Genomic DNA, 19,896 nt, shown 5'->3' with positions numbered 1-19,896 from the left:
GAGGTCAAGATGAGCGATTTTACGCCAACCGAAATGATGACCATTGCCGCCGCCCGCGCACTGACCAACGACGATGTCTGCTTCGTCGGCATCGGCGCGCCATCGGCTGCCTGCAACGTCGCGCGGCTGACGCATGCGCCTGATATCACGCTCATCTATGAGAGCGGCACCGTCGGCACCAAGCCGGATGTGCTGCCCTTGTCGATCGGCGATGGCGAGCTCTGCGACACCGCACTCTTCACCGTCGCGGTGCCGGAGATGTTCCGCTACTGGCTGCAGGGCGGGCACATCACGACAGGCTTCCTCGGCGGCGCGCAGATCGATAAATTCGCCAATCTGAACACCACCGTCGTCGGCCCTTATGACCACCCCAAAGTCCGTCTTCCGGGCGGAGGCGGCGCACCGGAAATAGCCAGCAATTGCGGCCAGATCTTCATCACCATGGCGCTCTCCAAGCGCGGCTTCGTCGAAAAGCTGCCCTTCATCACCTCGATGGGCCATGGCGAAGGTGGCAATCACCGCGAACGCTTGGGCATGAAGACGAAAGGCCCGACTCGGGTTATTACCGATCTCTGCATTCTCGAGCCTGATCCGGTGACCAAGGAGTTGACTGTCGTGTCGATCCACAAGGGCGTTGCCCGCGAGCAGATCATTGAGAATTGCGGCTGGGCGATCAAGTTTGCCGATGAGGTGATCGAGACGCCGCCACCGACCGACACCGAACTTTCCGTCCTGCGCGACATCAACGCCCGCACCAAGAAAGCCCATGAGGCAGCCTGATGACCGAAGCCTTTATCTGTGACTATATCCGCACGCCGATCGGCCGCTTCGGCGGATCGCTTTCCTCCGTCCGCGCCGACGATCTCGGCGCCGTGCCGCTGAAGGCGTTGATCGAGCGCAATGGCTCGATCGATTGGGAAGCCGTCGACGACGTGATCTTTGGCTGCGCCAACCAGGCCGGCGAAGACAATCGCAACGTTGCCCGCATGTCGCTTCTGCTTGCAGGCCTTCCCATTTCTGTTTCCGGCACGACGATCAACCGCCTTTGCGGCTCCGGCATGGACGCCGTCATCGCAGCAGCCCGCGCCATCCGCTCCGGCGAGGCCGATCTGATGATCGCCGGCGGTGTCGAGAGCATGTCGCGCGCGCCCTTCGTCATCCCCAAGGCCGAAAGCGCCTTTTCGCGCAATGCCGAGATCTATGACACCACGATCGGCTGGCGCTTCATCAATCCGCTGATGAAGAAGCAATACGGCGTCGATTCCATGCCGGAAACCGGCGAGAACGTCGCCGAGGACTACAAGGTCAGCCGCGAGGATCAGGACGCTTTTGCCGTTCGCTCGCAGGCAAAAGCTGCAGCAGCCCAGGAAAACGGCCGGCTTGCCAAGGAGATCACGCCGGTAACGATCCCGCAGCGCAAGGGCGATGCGATCGTCGTCGGCAAGGATGAGCATCCGCGCGCCACGACGATCGAGGCGCTTGCCAAGCTTGGGACGCCCTTCAAGAAGGAAGGCGGCACCGTGACGGCCGGCAATGCCTCCGGCGTCAATGATGGCGCCGCCGCCCTCATCATCGCTTCGGAAGCAGCCGTGAAGAAATACGGTCTGACACCGATCGCCCGTATTCTCGGCGGAGCCGCCGCCGGCGTCCCCCCGCGCATCATGGGCATCGGCCCAATTCCTGCCTCCCGCAAGCTGATGGCGCGCCTCGGCATGCGCCAGGAGCAGTTCGACGTCATCGAGCTCAACGAGGCCTTCGCCTCGCAAGGGCTTGCTGTCCTGCGCGAACTCGGCGTCGCCGATGACGACGCCCGCGTCAATCGCAACGGCGGCGCCATAGCGCTCGGCCACCCGCTCGGCATGTCGGGCGCCCGCATCACCGGCACCGCCGCCCTCGAACTGAAGGAAACCGGCGGCCGCTATTCGCTGTCGACCATGTGCATCGGCGTCGGCCAGGGGATTGCGATCGCGCTCGAACGCGTCTGATTTTCCCGTTGTCCAAGGTCCGCCGCCCCACGGTCGGCGGATCAAAGCTTATGCCCACGGTTGCGTGCGTCGATTGCTTCGTGGCACGCGGCGATTATCAACCTTGCCGGGAACGGCAAGCACTCTGGCGCGTTTTTCCTGCTGCTCAGCGGGATCAATCCATGCAGTCACGCCAGAAATTTCCAAAGCTACCCCTCTCGATCGCCTTCGTCATTCTCACCACCGCCATCCTGTCGCTATCGACTGCGCAGGTCGCGTTCGCAGCCGAGGGCCAGAAGGCGGCCCATCCTTCCGAAGGGCTGTTTCTGGTTCAGATCATCGTCCTGGTGGTTTCAGGCCGCCTGCTCGGCGAATTGATGGTTCGGATCGGCCAGCCGTCGATCATGGGTCAGATCATCGCGGGCATCATCCTGGGTCCCTCCTTATTCGGTCTGGCGTTCCCGCATCTGCAGGCGAGCCTTTTTCCTTCGGACGGCGCGCAGAAGAGCATGACGGATGCAATCGGCCAGCTCGGCATCCTCTTTCTCCTGCTGCTTGCGGGCATGGAGACCGACCTAAGTCTGGCCAGGCGCCTGCGCAAATCCGCAGCCGGTGTCTCCTTGACGGGGATCGTGATCCCCTTTGCGGCGGGCTTTGCGCTGGGCGAGCTCATTCCGGACGCCTTGCTTCCCGATCCCCAGAAAAGGCTCGTGACATCCCTGTTCCTCGGAACGGCACTTTCGATCTCCTCCGTCAAGATCGTCGCCACGGTCGTTCGCGAGATGGGCTTCATGCGTCGCAATGTCGGCCAGCTCATCGTCGCCTCCGCCATCATCGACGATACCGTGGGCTGGGTCATTATCGCGGTGACGTTCGGTCTGGCAGTGAAGGGAACCGTCGATCTCGCGACGCTCGCAACCAGCGTCATCGGCACGCTGGCTTTCATGGCCGTCAGCTTCACGGTCGGCAGGCGGGTCGTATTCGAGATCATCCGCTGGACCAACGACCATTTTCGCAGCGACCTGCCGGTGCTCAGCGCCATCATCGCGATCATGGGCGCGATGGCGATCATCACCAACCTCATCGGCGTTCACACGGTCCTCGGCGCCTTTGTCGCCGGCATTCTGATCGGCGAATCGCCGATCCTCACGCGCCAGATCGATGTTCAGCTGCGCGCGCTGACGACGGCGCTCTTCATGCCGGTCTTCTTCGGGCTGACGGGCTTGCAGACCGATCTGACCGTGCTCGCCGATCCCTCTATCCTGCTGCTGACGGCCGCCGTCGTTGTCATCGCCAGTATCGGCAAATTCGGAGGCGCTTTTGCCGCCGCGAAAATCGGAGGCTATTCGGCGGCGGAAGCCCTGGCACTCGGTTGCGGCATGAATGCGCGGGGGTCGACGGAAGTGATCGTCGCGACCATAGGCCTATCCGTAGGCGTTCTCGACGAAAAGCTCTTCTCCGTCATCGTCGCCATGGCCGTCATCACCACCATGGCCATGCCGCCGACGCTGCGCTGGGCGCTTAAACGCCTGCCGTTGCGCGAGGAAGAGCGCGACCGATTGCAGCGAGAGCAGTTCGAGAGCGAAAGTTTCCTGGCTAATTTCGAACGCATTCTTCTCACGATCGACGGTTCGCAAAGCAGCCGTCTGGCGACGTGGCTCGCCGCCTTCTTCGCGGTGACGCGCAAGATGCCGGTCACCGTTCTCGACGTGCGGGAAGCAGACGGCGACAGGAGCGAAAGGGATGCGAGGGCCGCCGTATCGAAAACCTCGCAGGCCAAGTCCTCTGCCGATGATCTGCGGAAATGCGCAACCGATCTCATTTCGACGGCACCGACGGACAAGGACACGGCGTCCGAAAGCGATATCCATGTCACGGTTCGAGAGAAGGATGGCGAACTCGACACAGTGCTTGGCGATATCTCAAGCACAGGCCATGATCTCCTATTCACCGGCATCGAGCCGTCCATGGGGGAGGATGGCCGATTTAGCGCTTCCCTGCAGGTCATGACATCGGCGTTCGCGGGAACCTCCGCCATCGTGACGGCGCGCGGCTTGCTTTCGGAACGACCTCAGGATCTGCGAATCCTGCTCCCGGTCAGCGGCACGGAACGCTCCGTCAGGGCGGCCGAATTCGGGCTCGCGATCGCGAAGGCGGCGAATGCTCATTGCGCGCTGCTACTGATCGTGGAACCAAGGCAAGCCCGAGCCATCCCGCGCATCAGTGATCATCCCGACGACCATTGGGATATCTTGAAGAAGGTCGGCTCTATTGCGGACCACTATGGCGTCAAAGTCGAGAAGGTCGTCCAGGAGGGACCGTCGCCGGAGCTGTCGATCCTGCGCCACGCCCGCAGCGGACAATATAACTTGATCGTGCTCGGGGTGAGCAAACGGGCAAGCGGCAGCCTTTCCTACGGAAGCGTTGCCGATACGCTGCTGCAAACGGCGGACCGGTCATGCATCTTCATCGAAACCGACGTGGCCCCCTCGCAGGCAATCCGTGAATAGGCAAGTGCGCAGAGTGCGGGGATAGATCAAGGGAATCAATGAAGAGCATCAATGCTATTCATTTCTCCCGCGCGGTGCCGTAAGCCATATTGGGTGACAGCCCAATTCTATCGAGATCGATGATGTCCGAACTTGCCGTCTTGCGTGAATATGAAGAGGCCGATACGCGGGAGGGATGGAAGGTGGTCGCCGCCACCCATGTGCTGACGGCTGTGACCTTCGGAGCGGCCTATTCCTTCTCCACTACCTTCCCAGGGCTTGCTGCCGAATTCAGCGCGTCCCGCGGCGAGATTGCCTTGGTCTTTTCCATATCCGCTTTCCTGTTCTATTCGCTGGGCGCGATTGCCGGGCCGCTTGCCGACAGACGGTCACCGCGTAGCCTGGTTGTGCTGGGGTTGGCGGCGATGATCCTCGGCTATATCGGGGCCAGTCGCGCTGGCTCCCTTCTGTCGCTTTACATCTGGTATGGCTTTGGCGTCGGGTTTGGGATTGGCCTGTCCTATGTTCCGGCCCTCGGGGTTGTGCAGTCCTGGTTTATCCGCAAACGAAGTCAGGCGTCTGGTATCGCCACGGCCGGTCTGGGGCTTGGTACGCTGATCCTGCCCTTTGCCGTCGGCCAGGCCCTTCCATCGATCGGCTGGCGGGGATGTTTCGTCGCGCTCGCATGTGTCTTTGCCGGTCTCGGCCTGCCGGCTGCAATGCTTATCCGCAAAAGGCGTGACAATACGAGCCGGCCCTCGGTCCGTGACGGCCATGCAGATGCCCTCACACTATGGCGCGACAGCAGATTTTGTCTTTTCTACATCGTGCTTATTCTGTCCTCCTTCTGCACCTTCATCCCTTACGTCCATATCGTCGCGGCCGCCCAGGACATGGGTCTTTCGATTCAGGACGGAACCGCCCTTGTCGGCCTTATCGGCGTCGGCAATGTCATCGGACGCTTTTTTCTGGCCGGCCTCGGGGATCGCCTCGGTCGCCGACGGTTGCTGGCATCGCTGACATTTGCAGTCGCCGGGTCGTTTGCCCTATGGGCATCGGCAACGGGCATGATCCAGCTGGCATTGTTCGCATTAACGTTCGGCATGAGCTATGGCGGCTGCGTCGGCCTGTATCCGGCCGTCGCAGCCGATCTGTTCGGCACGCGTCGTATCGGCGCGGTCCTCGGATATCTCTATACGGCAGTGGGCATAGCAGCCTTGATCGGCCCCACTGCCGCGGGCTTCATTTTCGATCGCACCGGCAGTTACTTCGGCCCTGTCGTCGCAAGCGGCGTTGCCGCCTTCATCGCGGGCTTCATAGCCCTTCGCCTTGAACGCAAGAGCGCAATTGCCCTATAGCTGGGCGGCGATGGCAGCCTTGTCTATGATCGACCAGACCTGACGGATCCGTCCGTCCAGGAACTCGTAGAAGACGTTTTCGCTAAACTGCACTTTCCTTCCGTTCACCGGCAGGCCAAACAGCATGTCTGTCGGCGTGCAATCGAAATGCAGACGGCTGGCGACCCGGGGCGGTTCACAAATCAGCAGGCGAATGTCGAAATGAAGATCGGGAATGGCGCGAAAATCTCGCTTGAGCATCTCGCGATAACCTGACAACCCGATGCGGCTGCCGTTGTAGTCAACGTCCTCATGGACGAAGTGACCCAAATTCGACCAATCCTGTTCGTTCAGGCAATCAATATAGCCTCGGTAAATGTCAGATAGGTCTGCGCTCGTCATGATCCTTGCCTCCGCTGGCCCTGCGGCGCGGCATCGATACTTACGCGGATAGCTGCCGACGACGACGGCCTGCGATCATGGCCATCGAATGCTTCAGCAGCGGTGCCGGCCGCCCGATATGGTATCCCTGAACGGCATCGATACCAAAGGATTTGACGAGGTCGAGCTGTTCATCGTCCTCGACACCTTCGATAAGGATCTTATGTCCGCGATTTCGCACCAAGTCGACGATATCCTCAAGAAGAACCCTGGCGCCGGTGCTGTTTACGGCATCGTGGAGGAACGATTTGTCGATCTTGACGGTTTCGAATTCCATCAGGCGAAGCCAGGATAGACCGGCAAATCCCGTCCCGAAATCGTCCAGCCAGAATTTGATGCCGAGCTTCTTGAGATCGTGAATGCCGCTGAGAACGTCGGGACGTATCTCCAAATCGACGCCTTCGGTAATCTCGAACGCAACCCTGTGTCCCGAAACGCCCGTCTCGGCAAGAATGGCGGCAACCTGCGCCGCAAAGGTTGGGGCCCTCAGCTGGATCGGAGAAACATTGATGCTCACGGTCTCGACGACATCACGCGACAGCAACTCCCGGCATGCCGTCCTGATCGCCCAATATCCCAAATCGATGATGGCTCCCGTGCGCTCTGCTATGGGAATGAAGACGCTGGGCGGAGAGCTCGAGCCATCGAGCAATTGCATGCGCATCAAGGCCTCGTAAGCGCCTATCTCGCCGGTCTCAAGATACTGGATGGGTTGATAGACGAGGGAGACGAGGTTTTGCGGAAGGGCGATCTTCAGTATGGCCGCGATATTTTCGCTGGCATCGCCACCCGGAAGCTCGTTCGGATCAAACAGCCGGGCACAGTTCCGCCCGCTTGCCTTTGCAGAGTAAAGTGCCCGATCGGCTTCGTTGATGACGTTTTCAAGCTTTGCGCTGGCGATTTCTCTCGTGACAGTCGCCCCCACGCTCACCGTTACATGCGGAAAACCGTCGAGCCGCTGGGCATGGACTATGTCGAGGGCTTCGATCCCCCGACAAATGGCTTCCGCCAAGCCCAATGCATCAGCACCGTGCTCCACATCGAGGATAACGATAAATTCTTCACCCCCATATCGCCCGACGGTCGCGCCCAAGGGGGCAACAATGTCCGCCAATGCATTGGCAACGGTGACGAGGCAATGATCGCCCTCCTGGTGACCATAATAGTCGTTGTACTTCTTGAAGAAATCGACGTCGACGAGCAGAACGGCAAATCCAGCCCTCTCCTCGCGCCAGCGGTCCCAAAATTGCTTCAGCCGGATATCGGCGGCCCTTCGGTTTTCCATGCCGGTGAGGGAATCGGTAATGGACAGGCGCAGAAGGGCTTCACCGCGCTCGGTGGCCTGGCGCTGCTGCAATTCGGCCTCCCTCGCATTGAGGAAGACGTTGAAGCGCTCCTTGTTCAACTTCCAATTCACATAGGATGTGAAAACGAAGCAGCAAAGGTAAAAGGTGGTGAAAGCCAGGCAGTAAGCGGGGCTGTAGTGAAAGACGATCAGCGACAACAGAAAGCTGACAAAGATCAGACCCGACGACGCTATCGCAAGGCCGAATTCGAGACTGAAGAACAGATTGACGCCCATCATGAAAATCGCGCCATACGCGGCATAATAGGAGAACGCTTCGGCGTGGAAGGTGCCTAGCGCAGGCACGAGCCACACGATGCAGCCGAAAACCACGGCGGCGGCACAGGTCGCCTCCAGCTCTCCCGCGCGACGTTGAAGCGAAAACTGGATTTCCAGAACCAGGAGCGAGACGCCGCCGATGAAGAATCGGGCCGGAATGGTCACGTGCGAGACGTCGGGAATAAAGATCAGATCCGTGACCACGAAAAGAAGATAAACGGGCACGGCAAGCCACAGGCCGCTGCGCGCCAATGCGCGACGCGCCTCGTTGCTGTAATCCTTGTAGAGCGCGCGAAGTCCGGTGGGGGGACTCGACCGGCGGGCGTCTCCCTGCTCAAAATCGCCTCCTCCCCACAATCGACGCATGCTCATCATCACCCGAGTTAGCCAAGACCTCATGTCTACCGCTTGACCTTTGCGTCTCGCGACGGAACGAATCGGCCGCCACGACTGGCAGCCAATCTAGTCCGTTTGGTAGCGACAGCGTTGACCCAGCGAAATTAACAAAACCATAGCGCTCAAATTTTATGTGCGATATGGTTTGCATAGTCTTCACGGAATCATTTAAAATTGAAACAATTTCAAACTGCTCTCGACGGCTATAGCCTTGTTACCACGCAGTCCATCTCGGAACACACGAGATCATCGGTTAACAATCTTACAACCGAACAACTCAAAGAGGGCGAAGCCGAACTCGCCCTTATTCTGTCCCTGACACAGCAGGCATTCGAGGCCAATTCTCCCGTTCAAGGCATCATGAAAACCTTGACGGAGCGGCTGCAGGCACTGAGGAACAAGTCGACGCCTGTAGTCTGGGAACGCCTTGCATCCCTTGCACAAACACACCCCGTCACGTCATTTTTGCTTCAGGATCCCCTGACGCGATGGTCATTCGAGAAGCCGCGAGGTTACAGCGGCGACGCCTATCTGCTGGATTTCATCTACGAGCACCCGACCGTTGCCCCACAGGTGAAGGAAGCATCGGCGCTCGGCGCCGAAGTTTACGATTTCACCCGAAGAGCGGCATCCGCGGTGGCCGTGCGCGAGAGACGTGACATTCTTGCGGCTCATGTCGATGAGCTGGCTGCCGCAAACAGCGATGCGGAAGTTCTGGCAATCGCCGCCGGGCACCTTCGCGAGGCAGAGCTTTCCCATGCCCTGCGGAGCGAGAGGCTCAAGCGCTGGGTCGCGCTCGATCAGGATCCCATCAGCGTCGGGACCGTCAGCTCGAACTACCACGGAAGCCGTGTCGAGGCGATCAACGGCTCCGTTCGCACGATCCTCGGCCGGGCGCAGAAGCTCGGAACATTCGACTTCATCTACGCGGCCGGGCTCTACGACTATCTGGCGGAAAACGTTGCCGTGAAGCTGACGGAACGCTGCTTGCAGATGCTGAAACCCGGCGGCAAGTTTCTTCTCGCGAACTTCGCAAAAGACATCGGCGTTGAAGGTTATATGGAAACCTTCATGAACTGGCCGCTTATATGGCGAACCGAAAGAGACATCTTGGCGATCATCGACAAGCTCAAGCACCCGCTTGCCGATAGTTCCGTCACGCGCGGCGAAAACGGCGGCGTCATCTACGCGGTCCTGACCGTGTAGAACGCCCGATTCTTTGAATGACAACCCCAGGCTTGCGCGCCGAAGGTTCCAAGTCATTCGGTCAATGTGTGGGCTAGGCCGCTTTGTGGATTAGTCGACACAGGCGAGATGCCAGGAATAGCAGGGGATGGGCCAGGAAAATTGCGGCTGGTGTCGCAAGTATCGCTGTTTCCCGATCGAACCCGTATTCGCGCAGCAGGTAACCCGACAGCAAGAACGGCCCATTCCAAAAAGCGGCGCCCATAAAGGTCGCGATGATGAAGCCGGTTGATGGCATGGCGAGAACCCCGGCGGGAAATGCCGCATAGACCCTGACAGCGGGGAGAGTCTGACTGGCAAGGGTCAGCCAGAATCGGTGACGACGATACCGATCCTTAAGCTGCCAGTATCGTTCGCTCCGGACGCGTAGAAGGCTCCCCGCGCGCAGAGCAAGAGCGTCGCCGCGATCGGGCCCGAACCATCGTCCCAGCCCGTACCAGAACAGTGAACCCGCGGTTGATCCGGCTGCGGTGATGGCGATTGCCCACGGCAAAATGGGCAAGGCAGGCACACCGTATATTCCGAGCATGATGAACATGCCGCCGGACGGTATGATAGGCACGAGCTTTTCCATCGTTGAACATAGCGCGAGACCAAGCAGCCCCCACCCGGCCAGAGCGGGCATGAAATTGGAGAGTTGGGATGGGTCGTTCATCTTGGAGCCACCGATAGTCTTGGCGGCCTGCGCCTGATGATTTTATAGACCCTAGCGGGCGGAAAGTTGCGCAAGACCTGGCCATGCAGCGTTGCCTTGAAACCGAACCGGTCGAGCAACCGGTACGAAACAGGACAGCGAACCCCGTAGGTAAACTGATACAGAGCGCCGCCTTCGCGTAGTCGGGACAAGACGCCAGTCAGAATTGCGACGACCGCTTTTGGCGACATGTTCAAGAGCGGCAGTCCGCTGATTGCGCATCCGAACAACACGTCCTCGGGCAAGTTGTGCGCGCCGAGCCTTGCCGCATTCGCGCAGAGAACGTGAGCTTCAGGGAACCGCACTCGAAGCATGCCGGCAAAGTCGGAGGCGAACTCCACCAGCGTCAGGTCCTTCTGATGTACGCCGCGAGCGAGCAGGGCCTCCGTAAAGACGCCGGTCCCGGGTCCGAGTTCGAGAACGGGGCCATCGGAAGGATCCACCTCATTCGTGATGAGATCAGCCAGCATCGCGCCTGACGGTAGCATGGCACCGACCATCCGCGGGTTGGATAACAGCGTTCGTAGGAACAGCGATGTATTGGACATGAGATTCCGCCTGCGTGACCGAGAGATTCGGCCTTTCCGAACACCGTCTAGGCGCATCCAATTGCAAGAACATTGCACCGAGAACCTGGCACCCCGCCCTATTCGGCCAAGGGGAAACTCAGCCTGAAGACTGCGCCGCCTCTGGGACCTTCCATGACGTAGACCTCTCCCCCGTGTAGCAGGGCGATTTCCTGAACGAGATTGAGACCGAGGCCAAACCCCTTGCCGCGACTCTCCAGGCGATGAAACGGCTCGAAGATGCGGCACCGTTCATCCGCCGGAACACCCCGGCCTTCGTCAGTCACGGTGATGCCGGTCGCGCGGCCGACATGCACCGTTATGCCGCCGCGCCGGCCCCCGTGGTGGATCGCATTCTGCACAAGGTTAGTGACGGCGCGTTCGAGCGCCACGCGATCGCCGAATATTTCGACCGCATCTTCGTCTGCCTGGAAGCAAGGTTCGTAATTGGCGGCAATGGCAAGCGGCGCCAATTCGGAGACGACGTGCCGCGCGACATCCACGAGGTTGATCAAAGTCGGCTCGAACCGATAATTGAGACGCTGCAGATCGAGAAACTGTTCGGCAAGCGTCGCAAGCCGGACCGTATCCTCGAAGAGGCGTTCCTTCAGCGGGCTTGGCGGCAGACCGTCCAACCGCGCCTGCAGGATTGCAAGGGGAGTGCGCCACTCATGGGCAAGATGGGCAAAGAGGCGCTTCTGCCGTTCATAGCCTTCGTCCAGCCGGGCAAGCGCATCGTTGACGGCGCCGACGAGCGGTAAAATCTCTCTTGGAACGTCTTCGTCCGGCAGGCGCGTCCCCTGACGATTGATATCGATTTCCTCCGCACGTGCCACGGCACTGTCGAGCGAGGAGAATGCCCGACGAACCACGAGCGGCGCCGCGACGAGAGTGGCGATCGCGGTGACGACGAGCAGCGGCAGGAGAGCGCTGAAAAACACGATGCTGGCCGATGCAATAACGCGGGACGTCGACACGCTGCCATCGACGCCTGTCAGGATTTGCACCTCGCCGACCGGAGAGTGCACCCATTGGAGCCGGGCGGCGGGCACGAGGTTTCCTCCAAGATTGCTGCCGAAGCGCGCCTGGCCGATGCCATCAAGCGCACCGCCGATGCTCGCATAGGCCTGCGGTACGACACCGGCGGCGATCGTCGCACCGCTGCGATCCCTTACGACGAACCAGAGACCCGGCAGTTCGGCGCGCCGCGCGGCCAGCGCCGATGTCTGGCTGAGCGTTAAAGCGCCGTTCTCTCCTCGTACAATGGACTGTGCGATTGCGTCGATTGTCTCGTCTTCCGGCTGGAGCGAGACAAAGCTTCCAGTCACCCAGAGCGCGGCAACGATGAGGATCGCAAGCACGGTCAAAAAGACCGCCTGAAGCGAGGAAAGGCGCCAAACCAGCTGCCATCGCAATGAAGGCTGACGGAGGCTCATGACGTCTGCTTCATGAGATAGCCGATGCCTCGAACGGGATGGATCTCAAGGCCTGCGCCAACGGCGGCGAGCTTTCGACGCAGACGGGAAATATGCGCATCGAGCGTGTTGGACTGGATATCATCGATGAAACCATAAACGGCCTCTTCGAGCATATGCCGCGGAACCGTGCGACCGATGCGGCGTGCCAGCGCCTCGAACACAAGCAGTTCCCGGCGCGGCAGTTCGAGCCGGCGGCCATCGACCTGCGCTTCATGGCATCCGAAATCGTAGGACATCCGGCCGAGGCTCACCACGTCGGCCCGGATGTCACCGGGTCGGCGCATAATCGCACGCAAGCGTGCCAGGAGTTCTTCAATCGCGAAAGGCTTGACGAGATAATCGTCAGCGCCAATATCGAGGCCGTCGATGCGGTCGTCGAGTTGGCCGCGTGCCGTCAGTACGATCACGGGTGCACTGATACCGCTCGCACGAAGTTTGGGAATGAGCGAAAGGCCGTCTCCATCCGGGAGCTGACGGTCGAGCAGGACGACATCGTAAAGAATGTTTCTTGCTGCCTCCTCCGCATCGCCCAGCGTCGACATATGATCGACAACGGCATCGCGGGCTCCCAAAGCAGCACACAGCGCCGACGCCATTTCAGGCTCGTCCTCAAGCAACAGAATCCGCAATGCTCCACCCCTGCGCAGAAATCAATGCAATTGCATAGGCGCATTGCAGGAACATTGCGACCGGTACTTGGCGGACACAAACGGGTGCGATGCAAAGCTGGTCCATGCGGGGAAGTGCAGATAGCTCTCCCCCGCATGGTTCTCGGTAAGCCGCGATGCACGGTCTCGTTCAATGACCTTCTCGGCATAGCCTCGCCTGCGGTTCAGGTCTAACCGAAGCGGCGCAGATGCAGCGGCAGGAAATTGGGATGGCCCAGACTATCCTCTCGCTCGGGAAGGCCTATGTCGCGAAGCTGGGAATTCGAAAGCTCGGCAACCTGCATGCGTGTTTGCCTCTGCCTCCAGGCGACAAGCAACAAGGCACGCGCGGTTCTCCATGCGCCGAATTTCTGATACAGTTCGTTGACCGTCGCCGTTAAGTTATCGGCAACTAATAATTGTGATTGCGTCATTGTCTTTTCCTGGCGTGATCGTACGGCCAGGTCCTCTTGAAGCTCGACCAGCTTGAGGAGCAGGCGCGCGGAAAACGCGCCGAATCATTCCGTCAGCAAGTCACATCGGTTTAATGGGAAAACGCCTAAGGGGCGGCAGATAAAGCTTTTTACGGCTTTAAATAAGTGATCGTCGTGCCATTGGTGCTGCACACACCGAGGCCATCGAGATCAATCCGCCAGAGACGTAAGTAAACATTCGCATATGATGCATTTGACGCCTCCTCTGTTTGATTTGCGGATAAGTGTATCATACGCAAGATGTTCAAATCGGCAACCCCACAATTTCGAATTGCAGGCATCCGGCTCTATCTGTTGCATCGATGCAACAGATAGAACATTAATTATTTAGTCGGCTAATTAATGTAACTGGAGATCATGAAGCGATGGCAGTCTTCAGATCGGGAATCTTTGATCTCCAGGTTCCGCTAGAACGAATTGACGATACCGCCGCCGGTGCGCATCTGCTGAACCATGATATGAGCATGGTAATGCATCGCGCACTTGATCGCATAGATCTGCAGGATCACCGGAGAGCGGCGATGCCACAGCAGCTTGAGAAGCCGCCGCCGGTAAGTGGCGCGCAGGTCCGCCTCCTTCACCCGCCGCATCAATCTGATGAAGATGCCGATTGCCTCCAGCGCCCATGTTGCGTTGAGAGCAAGCAGGCGCAGCGGATGACGACGCAGATGACGTAAGCGGGTACTTTCCGGCTCGATGCGGGCATCGATGTAGAGCGCATCCAGGCGGTCGAAATAGGCGCCCGGCTCATGCAGGTCGCTCAAGACGGACAGATATCCATCCCGCAGCGTTTCGCGGGAGAGATTGAGGGGAATGACATTCGTGCCGAAGGCAGGCGGATCGTCGTGATCGAGCCGCCCCTCCTTGGCAAGGCGCGCGTAGAGCGGCGTCTTCGGAATAGCGGCGAGCATGCCGATCATGGCGTTGACGATGCGCGCATCTTTGATGAAGACGCGCTGCGCATCGAAAATCGTTGCATCGTCACTGTCGAAGCCGAGGATCATGCCGCACCAGACTTCCATGCCTGTCTGCTGAACGGCGTGGATCTTGTCCAGCATCGTTCCGCCCTTGCGCAGGTTCTGCAGCTTCTTGGTTTCGCGCAATGCCTCCTCGTTCGGCGTCTCGACGCCGATGAAGACCACCCGGATATTGGCGTCGACCATCAGCTGCATCAGCTCCGCGTCATCGGCCAGATCGATCGACGCTTCGGTCAGAAACGTCATCGGATAGTGATGTCGCTCCTGCCAGGCGACGACATCACGCAAGACCTCCTTGATCGCCTTCTTGTTGCCGATCAGATTGTCGTCGACGATAAAGGCCGTATCCATGCCGGACGCCAGCAAAGCCTCCATTTCGGCGATGACCTGGGCGCTGGTCTTGATGCGCGGCTTGCGCCCGAAAACGACGATGATGTCGCAGAAATCGCAGGTAAAGGGACAGCCGCGCGAGAACTGGATGCTGCCGACGGCATACTCATCCATTTTCAGCAAATCGAAGCGCGGCACCGGCACCGTGCTCATATCCGTCTTGTCGGTCTGTTCGTAGCGTCGCGCATGAGAGCCTTGCTGCCATTCGAGCAGGAACCTCGGCCAGGTCTCCTCGGCCTCGCCGATGAAGGAGACATCGACGAGATTGCCGAAATAGTCCTCCTTGACCGTAACCCAAGGCCCGCCGACGACGGTGAAGCAATTGCGTCGTTTAAGCTCGGTCAGGATCTCCGTCATGCGGAAACGCTGGACGATCATCCCCGTCAGCGCGACGATATCAGCCCTCTCGCACAGGCCGTAGTCGATCGGTTCGATATTCTCGTCCACCAAGGTGATGGTATGCTCCGCAGGCGTCAGTGCTGCCAAGAGAGGCAGGCAGGCCACCGGAAGGTTGGCCTTCACATCAAACAGCGGCAGAGCGTGTTCCATGCCCCAATAAGAGGTTTCGAAACGCGGATTGATGATGACGATATGAGCCATTGAATGGTCCGCTCCACGATTTTGAAGATCCGGTTCGGTATGCACTAGGGCCGTATGTCATTCGCAGCTGCCTTCGGTTGCCTTGGGCGTGGAAAGCAGGTTCTTTCGGCATTAAGACGGTAGTATTAGCAGTCCTATATGAGCTCAGGATTAATTTCTCGGCGACATGCCAACGGCGACGGGCCACGTTTTTTGGCTGCCATTGGTCCGAGGATCGGCATATTTTAAGGGATTTCGTCACTGCGCGCTCCTCGCCTGAACCCTCCAAATCCCACTCCGCTCGCCAATTGAAAGAATTCCAGTACGGCAATGTCGAAATCGCCAAGGCTCGACCGTCTTTATTCCAAAGGTGACGCGAGGGATAAATGTGAGATCCTTGACGTCGCGGGTCGAGCTGAAGGAGTTGCGAGAGATGAATTCCTCCTATCGTTGGGTGATCGTCGGCGCCGGTGCACTGATGAGCTGCGTCGCACTCGGCGCGATGTTTTCCTTGGCGATCTTTCAGGTGCCGATCGCCGCCGACACAGGCTGGTCGCATGCCGGTATCGCCGCTGCGATGACGCTGAACTTCCTTGTCATGGGGTTGGGTGCCTTTGCCTGGGGTGCCGCAAGCGATCGCTTCGGGGTGCGGATCGTCGTCCTCGTCGGGGCGCTGCTGCTCGGGCTTGCGCTCGTATTGGCAAGCAGAGCCGGCTCGCTTCTTCAGTTCCAGCTGACCTACGGCATTCTGGTCGGTCTTGCCGCCAGCGCCTTTTTCGCCCCCATGATGGCAGCAACGACCGCGTGGTTCGAGGAGGGCAGAGGCCTCGCCGTATCGCTGGTGTCTGCCGGCATGGGCGTCGCGCCGATGACCGTATCGCCCTTCGCCCGCTATCTCATTTCGGCCTATGACTGGCGCTTTGCCATGATGGTGATCGGCATCATGGCATGGGCGCTGCTGATACCGGCCGCGCTGCTGGTGCAAAGCGCACCTGTGCCTGCAGACGCCGGCGCCGGCTCCGAGGGAGGACCGACGGAGGAAAAAAGCCTGCCGCTCGGCCGGATCTTCCGCTCGCCGCAGTTCATCGTCCTTGGGGCAACCTTCTTTGCCTGTTGCGCGGCTCATTCCGGCCCGATCTTCCACATGGTCAGCTATGCGACGATCTGCGGCGTGACGCCGATGGCCGCCGTCAGCATCTACAGCGTCGAAGGGCTGGCGGGTCTCGGTGGCCGCCTCCTTTACGGCACGCTCGCCGACCGGCTGGGCGTCAAGCCGGTTCTGGTCGCCGGCCTTCTGGTGCAGGCGGCAGCACTCGCCACCTACCTTCTGGTCAGCGAACTCGGCCAGTTCTATGCGCTGGCGGTGATCTTCGGAAGCGCTTATGGCGGCGTCATGCCGCTTTATGCGGTGCTGGCGCGGGAATATTTCGGGCAGCGTGTCATTGGAACGGTCTTCGGCGCCGCCTCGATGTTATCGAGCATCGGCATGGCCGCCGGGCCGCTGATCGGCGGCTGGATATTCGATACGTTCGCCAACTATTCCTGGCTCTTCATCGGCTCGTCCATGGTGGGACTGGGCGCGGCGGCCATTGCCCTTGCCTTCCCGCCCATGCAACGCCTGCGGATGCAAACCGCATGATATAGGCCGACATTCACGCTGTGCGGAAATCACCATAATGCACGCGGGAACGGCGCGCCGCCGAGCCTAGCAGGCCCCTTGGTCCGCCTCTCCGCATTTCGAGAGAATCTCGTCGACAACGACGTCGAGCGGCGCTGTGGCGTCGATTATGACACCGCACGCCGGAATATCCTCTTTCGTTACATGCAATCGCGCAATCAGCTCCCGTTCGCCCGGCTTTCCGCCAAACTCGTCTTCTGGTCTTTGGACAAGCCGCCGGTTCAAGGTGTCGAGATCGACATCGAGGACGAAGACCCCATCAAACAAATCGATAAAGCGGGTGAAATTTCTAGAGCCGCCGCAGAAGAAGGAGATCGCGTTGCGTTGATCAGCGATCATGGATTCGACCTTGCCTACATCCCAAATATGGTGCTCGTGCCCCCATCTGGCACTGTCCGTCACGGTCTCGTGGACAAGCCCATCCAGGGGTTCACCAGTCTCGGGATCGCCTAGATAGGATAACTCCCGGTCACCGTGGATGACGTGGTAGCCGCGCCGTTGCAGTTCTTCAGCCACCGTGGTTTTGCCGGTGCCGGAAACGCCTTCAATCAAATAGTTTTTGATGCCCATTACCTGCCGCCGTTCCGGCAACCGGTGATCAGCCATGCGCGCGAATCGAACTGAATTCCGTGGGGCGTCCGGTGCGCCTCGAGCATATCGAGCAGCCGCGCCCGTATTTCGGCCGTCTCGACGGGAGGATTGAGAGCCTTCTCGACATTTTCAAATGTCTGAACAGTCGCCAATGCGGTCTCAGGATTCGGACCGTAGAACACAGGCTCGTTGATTTCACGAAACTCGATGGCGGTGAACCCGGCCGTTTCGAGCAGCCCCGACGTCACGGAGGGTTCGCTCAGCGAAAAGGCTTTGCTGGCCGCAACCGGACGAGTTGAATTCGGGTTAAGCGCCTCATGTATAGCCGTGGCCCACTCATTGCGGTCTCCGCCCTGCCAGACCATGAAGACGAAACGCCCGCCCGGTCTTACGGCGTTGGCGATGTTGGCGAAAGCCGCCGCCGGATCGGCGAAGAACATGACGCCAAATCGACTGATGCAAAGGTCGAATTCCCCTTCTGCGAAGAAATGGTTCTGTGCATCCGCCACTTCGAACGTAGCATTGGGTAACCCCTCCTCGGCGCTGCGCCGGCGGGCAATCTCCAGCATCGTGACGGACAGGTCGATTCCGTGTGCTCGTCCTGTCTCAGCAGCGCGGGCGGCGTCACGTGTGGTTTGTCCGGCGCCGCAACCGATATCGAGCACACTATCAGACCGCCCAACCGCGGCGGCGACCCGAAAATGCGCGTTGTGGCGAGCAAGCTCGGCATCATAGAAATCTGCGAAATTCAACGCTGCTTCTTCAGCCATCACCTATCCCTCCAAACCGAAATTCCTGATGGTCGCCGGTGGAGGCCGTTCGAGGTAGCCGCCGAGCCGCACCTCTCCGTCGCTCGTCTCGTATTCAACCGAACCATCCGGCCTGACTGTAAGCACCGGATCTGGAGCCGTATGCCAAGCAACCTCGCCCATGCCCGCTGGGATGCGGGTGAGGCGGACACGGGACGCCTGACGACTGGCCGAAACCTCGAACGGCACGGCAACGGGGTGCGCCGACCTCGTCGTCGGCAATTCGACTTCGTCGAAATGCGACTCGCCATCCGGGGTAGCATAGATGCGCAGGCGCCTCATTGCAGCTGACTCCTTTTGGTTCGCCATGCTGAAACGATCCGCTATTGGCGGATATTGTTGAATAAGCCCAAAATCGGGGCTCGCCGAAAGCCCGCCATTTTGCGATTTGAGCGAATGTTGCCGTTCGATGCTATCCCGACCCTGCTACACCTTGCCCGCCATCTCAACGATCAGCCGGGAAAATGCCTCGGGTATAAAAGCACAGCTGAAGTATTCATGGCAAAGTTGCAAGAGGAGCTTTGACCCCCTACCCTAAACGGCGGCGTGATGCACTTGGGTTAGCTTCTCCAAATTCGGCCTCGTATGTCCGACAGCAAATCGCCATAAAGAACGATCTGGTTGGCAGGGAGCCCTATGACCGAAACCTTTGACGCCGGACTCCGACGCACCGTCCTTATCGTTGCTCTTCTTAACCTCGGATATTTCGGGGTAGAGTTCGCCGTCGCACTCAAAATTGGGTCGGTTTCGTTGTTTGCTGATAGCGTCGATTTTCTCGAAGACGCTTCGGTCAATCTGCTGATTGTTCTTGCAATGGGCTGGTCCCTCAAAGCTCGGGCTAAGGTCGGCATGGCGCTTGCCGGTATCCTTCTTATTCCAGCCCTCGCGATGGTGTGGGCGCTGTGGAGCAAGTTCAATACGCCGGTGCCGCCTGAGCCGTTCGCCTTGTCGATGACAGGCGGCGGGGCGCTGCTCGTCAATCTGTCATGCGCCTTCATGCTGGCACGATTTCGCAGCCATAGTGGAAGCCTCACGCGAGCAGCTTTTCTATCCGCCCGCAATGACGCTTTCGCCAATGTCGCAATCATCCTTACAGGCCTTGTCACAGCCTATACATTGTCGGTGTGGCCTGACGTCGTTGTCGGGATCGGCATTGCAATCATGAACGCTGATGCCGCCCGTGAAGTCTGGGAAGCGGCGCGGGAAGAACACAAAGCCGCCGACCTGGTCCCATAATGGGGCGTATGCGTAAAACCTGCAGATGACCGCTCCAGGCGCGATCCCGGCAATCTCATAGTCTCTGGGCGGGTTGACGGCATTTGCTACACAATTCCGCGCGTTTCCTGATGCCTTACGCACAGTTTTCCATAAGCGACTGCGGTTGCAGGCATTGCAATTTTCAATTTTTAGCCAACACTCGCAAATGCATCAGGTGCGTGCTCTCCTGGGGGAGGAAATCCGGAGAGCACCCACTGGCGCGACTTTCCGCCGCGAGCC

18 protein-coding genes are annotated in these 19,896 nt (G+C 59.5%); 7 read left to right on the top strand and 11 right to left on the bottom strand.

The genetic code is table 11. The annotated features are described in order from the left end of the window. The first annotated feature begins 9 nt into the window (after positions 1–9). The 4 genes from FHT29_RS06335 (at position 10) to FHT29_RS06320 (ending at position 5,811) form a co-directional block, all read left to right on the top strand. Positions 10–780, top strand: coding sequence for a CoA-transferase subunit beta (locus FHT29_RS06335; RefSeq protein ID WP_047558896.1), 771 nt, complete (start codon positions 10–12; stop codon positions 778–780). Next, positions 780–1,985 (top strand): 3-oxoadipyl-CoA thiolase, encoded by a 1,206-nt coding sequence (pcaF, locus tag FHT29_RS06330; protein WP_047638354.1) that lies wholly within the window; start codon positions 780–782, stop codon positions 1,983–1,985. The genes FHT29_RS06335 and pcaF overlap by 1 nt, the downstream gene beginning before the upstream one ends. Before the next feature lie 161 nt (positions 1,986–2,146). Then, entirely contained in the window at positions 2,147–4,474 is a 2,328-nt protein-coding gene (locus FHT29_RS06325) for a cation:proton antiporter (RefSeq protein WP_168599385.1), read from the top strand. A 122-nt stretch (positions 4,475–4,596) separates the two neighbouring features. Then, positions 4,597–5,811: an MFS transporter gene (locus tag FHT29_RS06320; RefSeq protein ID WP_168599384.1), complete on the top strand. Its 1,215-nt coding sequence runs from the start codon at positions 4,597–4,599 to the stop codon at positions 5,809–5,811. Here FHT29_RS06320 and FHT29_RS06315 read toward each other — a convergent pair. Both FHT29_RS06315 and FHT29_RS06310 read right to left on the bottom strand, forming a co-directional pair. Next, entirely contained in the window at positions 5,806–6,192 is a 387-nt protein-coding gene (locus tag FHT29_RS06315; protein ID WP_047638353.1) for an ester cyclase, read from the bottom strand. The two genes, FHT29_RS06320 and FHT29_RS06315, sit on opposite strands and share 6 nt — an antisense overlap. Positions 6,193–6,232: 40 nt before the next feature. Further along, a complete protein-coding gene (locus tag FHT29_RS06310; RefSeq protein WP_234903852.1) occupies positions 6,233–8,221 on the bottom strand; it encodes a bifunctional diguanylate cyclase/phosphodiesterase in 1,989 nt (662 codons plus the stop codon). A gap of 204 nt (positions 8,222–8,425) precedes the next feature. Here FHT29_RS06310 and FHT29_RS06305 point away from each other — a divergent pair, with 204 nt between their 5' ends. Next, complete coding sequence (locus FHT29_RS06305; protein ID WP_168599383.1) at positions 8,426–9,457, top strand: class I SAM-dependent methyltransferase; 1,032 nt, start codon at positions 8,426–8,428, stop codon at positions 9,455–9,457. Positions 9,458–9,530: 73 nt separating this feature from the next. On the opposite strand, the gene FHT29_RS06300 is transcribed toward FHT29_RS06305, so the two are convergent. From FHT29_RS06300 to FHT29_RS06275, 6 genes are all read right to left on the bottom strand, one after another. Beyond that, entirely contained in the window at positions 9,531–10,151 is a 621-nt protein-coding gene (locus FHT29_RS06300) for a VTT domain-containing protein (RefSeq protein ID WP_168599382.1), read from the bottom strand. Continuing rightward, the gene (locus tag FHT29_RS06295; RefSeq protein WP_168599381.1) at positions 10,148–10,738 is read right to left on the bottom strand and encodes a phospholipid methyltransferase; all 591 of its coding nucleotides are present in this window, start codon (positions 10,736–10,738) and stop codon (positions 10,148–10,150) included. Before FHT29_RS06295 ends, FHT29_RS06300 begins: the two co-directional genes overlap by 4 nt. 98 nt (positions 10,739–10,836) lie before the next feature. Next, a complete protein-coding gene (locus FHT29_RS06290; protein ID WP_168599380.1) occupies positions 10,837–12,192 on the bottom strand; it encodes a HAMP domain-containing sensor histidine kinase in 1,356 nt (451 codons plus the stop codon). Beyond that, positions 12,189–12,863, bottom strand: a complete 675-nt coding sequence (locus tag FHT29_RS06285) for a response regulator transcription factor (protein ID WP_037192883.1) — start codon at positions 12,861–12,863, stop codon at positions 12,189–12,191. The genes FHT29_RS06290 and FHT29_RS06285 overlap by 4 nt, the downstream gene beginning before the upstream one ends. Before the next feature lie 209 nt (positions 12,864–13,072). Continuing rightward, entirely contained in the window at positions 13,073–13,315 is a 243-nt protein-coding gene (locus FHT29_RS06280) for a DUF1127 domain-containing protein (RefSeq protein ID WP_037193322.1), read from the bottom strand. A 467-nt stretch (positions 13,316–13,782) separates the two neighbouring features. Next, positions 13,783–15,342, bottom strand: a complete 1,560-nt coding sequence (locus tag FHT29_RS06275; RefSeq protein WP_047558781.1) for a B12-binding domain-containing radical SAM protein — start codon at positions 15,340–15,342, stop codon at positions 13,783–13,785. 412 nt (positions 15,343–15,754) lie between these two features. Between FHT29_RS06275 and FHT29_RS06270 the strand changes: the two genes are divergently transcribed. Then, positions 15,755–16,960, top strand: coding sequence for an MFS transporter (locus FHT29_RS06270; RefSeq protein WP_047558883.1), 1,206 nt, complete (start codon positions 15,755–15,757; stop codon positions 16,958–16,960). 66 nt (positions 16,961–17,026) lie between these two features. On the opposite strand, the gene FHT29_RS06265 is transcribed toward FHT29_RS06270, so the two are convergent. Genes FHT29_RS06265 through FHT29_RS06255 form a run of 3 tightly spaced genes read right to left on the bottom strand, consistent with a single transcriptional unit; the run spans position 17,027 to position 18,681 of the window. Further along, entirely contained in the window at positions 17,027–17,569 is a 543-nt protein-coding gene (locus FHT29_RS06265; protein ID WP_168599379.1) for an AAA family ATPase, read from the bottom strand. Continuing rightward, positions 17,569–18,363 carry a class I SAM-dependent methyltransferase gene (locus tag FHT29_RS06260; RefSeq protein ID WP_168599378.1) on the bottom strand — a complete coding sequence of 265 codons (795 nt, stop codon included), beginning with the start codon at positions 18,361–18,363 and terminating at the stop codon, positions 17,569–17,571. The genes FHT29_RS06265 and FHT29_RS06260 overlap by 1 nt, the downstream gene beginning before the upstream one ends. After that, a complete protein-coding gene (locus FHT29_RS06255; protein WP_246703001.1) occupies positions 18,364–18,681 on the bottom strand; it encodes a hypothetical protein in 318 nt (105 codons plus the stop codon). It lies immediately after the preceding gene. Positions 18,682–19,035: 354 nt separating this feature from the next. Between FHT29_RS06255 and FHT29_RS06250 the strand changes: the two genes are divergently transcribed. Then, positions 19,036–19,635: a cation diffusion facilitator family transporter gene (locus tag FHT29_RS06250; RefSeq protein ID WP_168599377.1), complete on the top strand. Its 600-nt coding sequence runs from the start codon at positions 19,036–19,038 to the stop codon at positions 19,633–19,635. Positions 19,636–19,896 lie beyond the last annotated feature (261 nt).

Origin of the sequence: Rhizobium sp. SG741 (assembly GCF_012275435.1) — a bacterium.
Lineage (GTDB): Bacteria > Pseudomonadota > Alphaproteobacteria > Rhizobiales > Rhizobiaceae > Rhizobium > Rhizobium lusitanum.
The sequence above is the reverse complement of the archived record's forward strand: the minus strand, read 5'-3'. Positions and strand labels throughout refer to the sequence as shown.

Excerpts from the sequence above, each read along its gene's own strand:
- FHT29_RS06300 (WP_168599382.1), bottom strand. The coding sequence starts at position 10,151 with ATGAACGACCCATCCCAACTCTCCAATTTCATGCCCGCTCTGGCCGGG.
- FHT29_RS06250 (WP_168599377.1), top strand. The coding sequence starts at position 19,036 with ATGACCGAAACCTTTGACGCCGGACTCCGACGCACCGTCCTTATCGTT.
- pcaF (WP_047638354.1), top strand. The coding sequence starts at position 780 with ATGACCGAAGCCTTTATCTGTGACTATATCCGCACGCCGATCGGCCGC.
- FHT29_RS06325 (WP_168599385.1), top strand. The coding sequence starts at position 2,147 with ATGCAGTCACGCCAGAAATTTCCAAAGCTACCCCTCTCGATCGCCTTC.
- FHT29_RS06320 (WP_168599384.1), top strand. The coding sequence starts at position 4,597 with ATGTCCGAACTTGCCGTCTTGCGTGAATATGAAGAGGCCGATACGCGG.
- FHT29_RS06280 (WP_037193322.1), bottom strand. The coding sequence starts at position 13,315 with ATGACGCAATCACAATTATTAGTTGCCGATAACTTAACGGCGACGGTC.
- FHT29_RS06290 (WP_168599380.1), bottom strand. The coding sequence starts at position 12,192 with ATGAGCCTCCGTCAGCCTTCATTGCGATGGCAGCTGGTTTGGCGCCTT.
- FHT29_RS06315 (WP_047638353.1), bottom strand. The coding sequence starts at position 6,192 with ATGACGAGCGCAGACCTATCTGACATTTACCGAGGCTATATTGATTGC.
- FHT29_RS06310 (WP_234903852.1), bottom strand. The coding sequence starts at position 8,221 with ATGCGTCGATTGTGGGGAGGAGGCGATTTTGAGCAGGGAGACGCCCGC.
- FHT29_RS06335 (WP_047558896.1), top strand. The coding sequence starts at position 10 with ATGAGCGATTTTACGCCAACCGAAATGATGACCATTGCCGCCGCCCGC.
- FHT29_RS06255 (WP_246703001.1), bottom strand. The coding sequence starts at position 18,681 with ATGAGGCGCCTGCGCATCTATGCTACCCCGGATGGCGAGTCGCATTTC.
- FHT29_RS06295 (WP_168599381.1), bottom strand. The coding sequence starts at position 10,738 with ATGTCCAATACATCGCTGTTCCTACGAACGCTGTTATCCAACCCGCGG.
- FHT29_RS06275 (WP_047558781.1), bottom strand. The coding sequence starts at position 15,342 with ATGGCTCATATCGTCATCATCAATCCGCGTTTCGAAACCTCTTATTGG.
- FHT29_RS06265 (WP_168599379.1), bottom strand. The coding sequence starts at position 17,569 with ATGGGCATCAAAAACTATTTGATTGAAGGCGTTTCCGGCACCGGCAAA.
- FHT29_RS06270 (WP_047558883.1), top strand. The coding sequence starts at position 15,755 with ATGAATTCCTCCTATCGTTGGGTGATCGTCGGCGCCGGTGCACTGATG.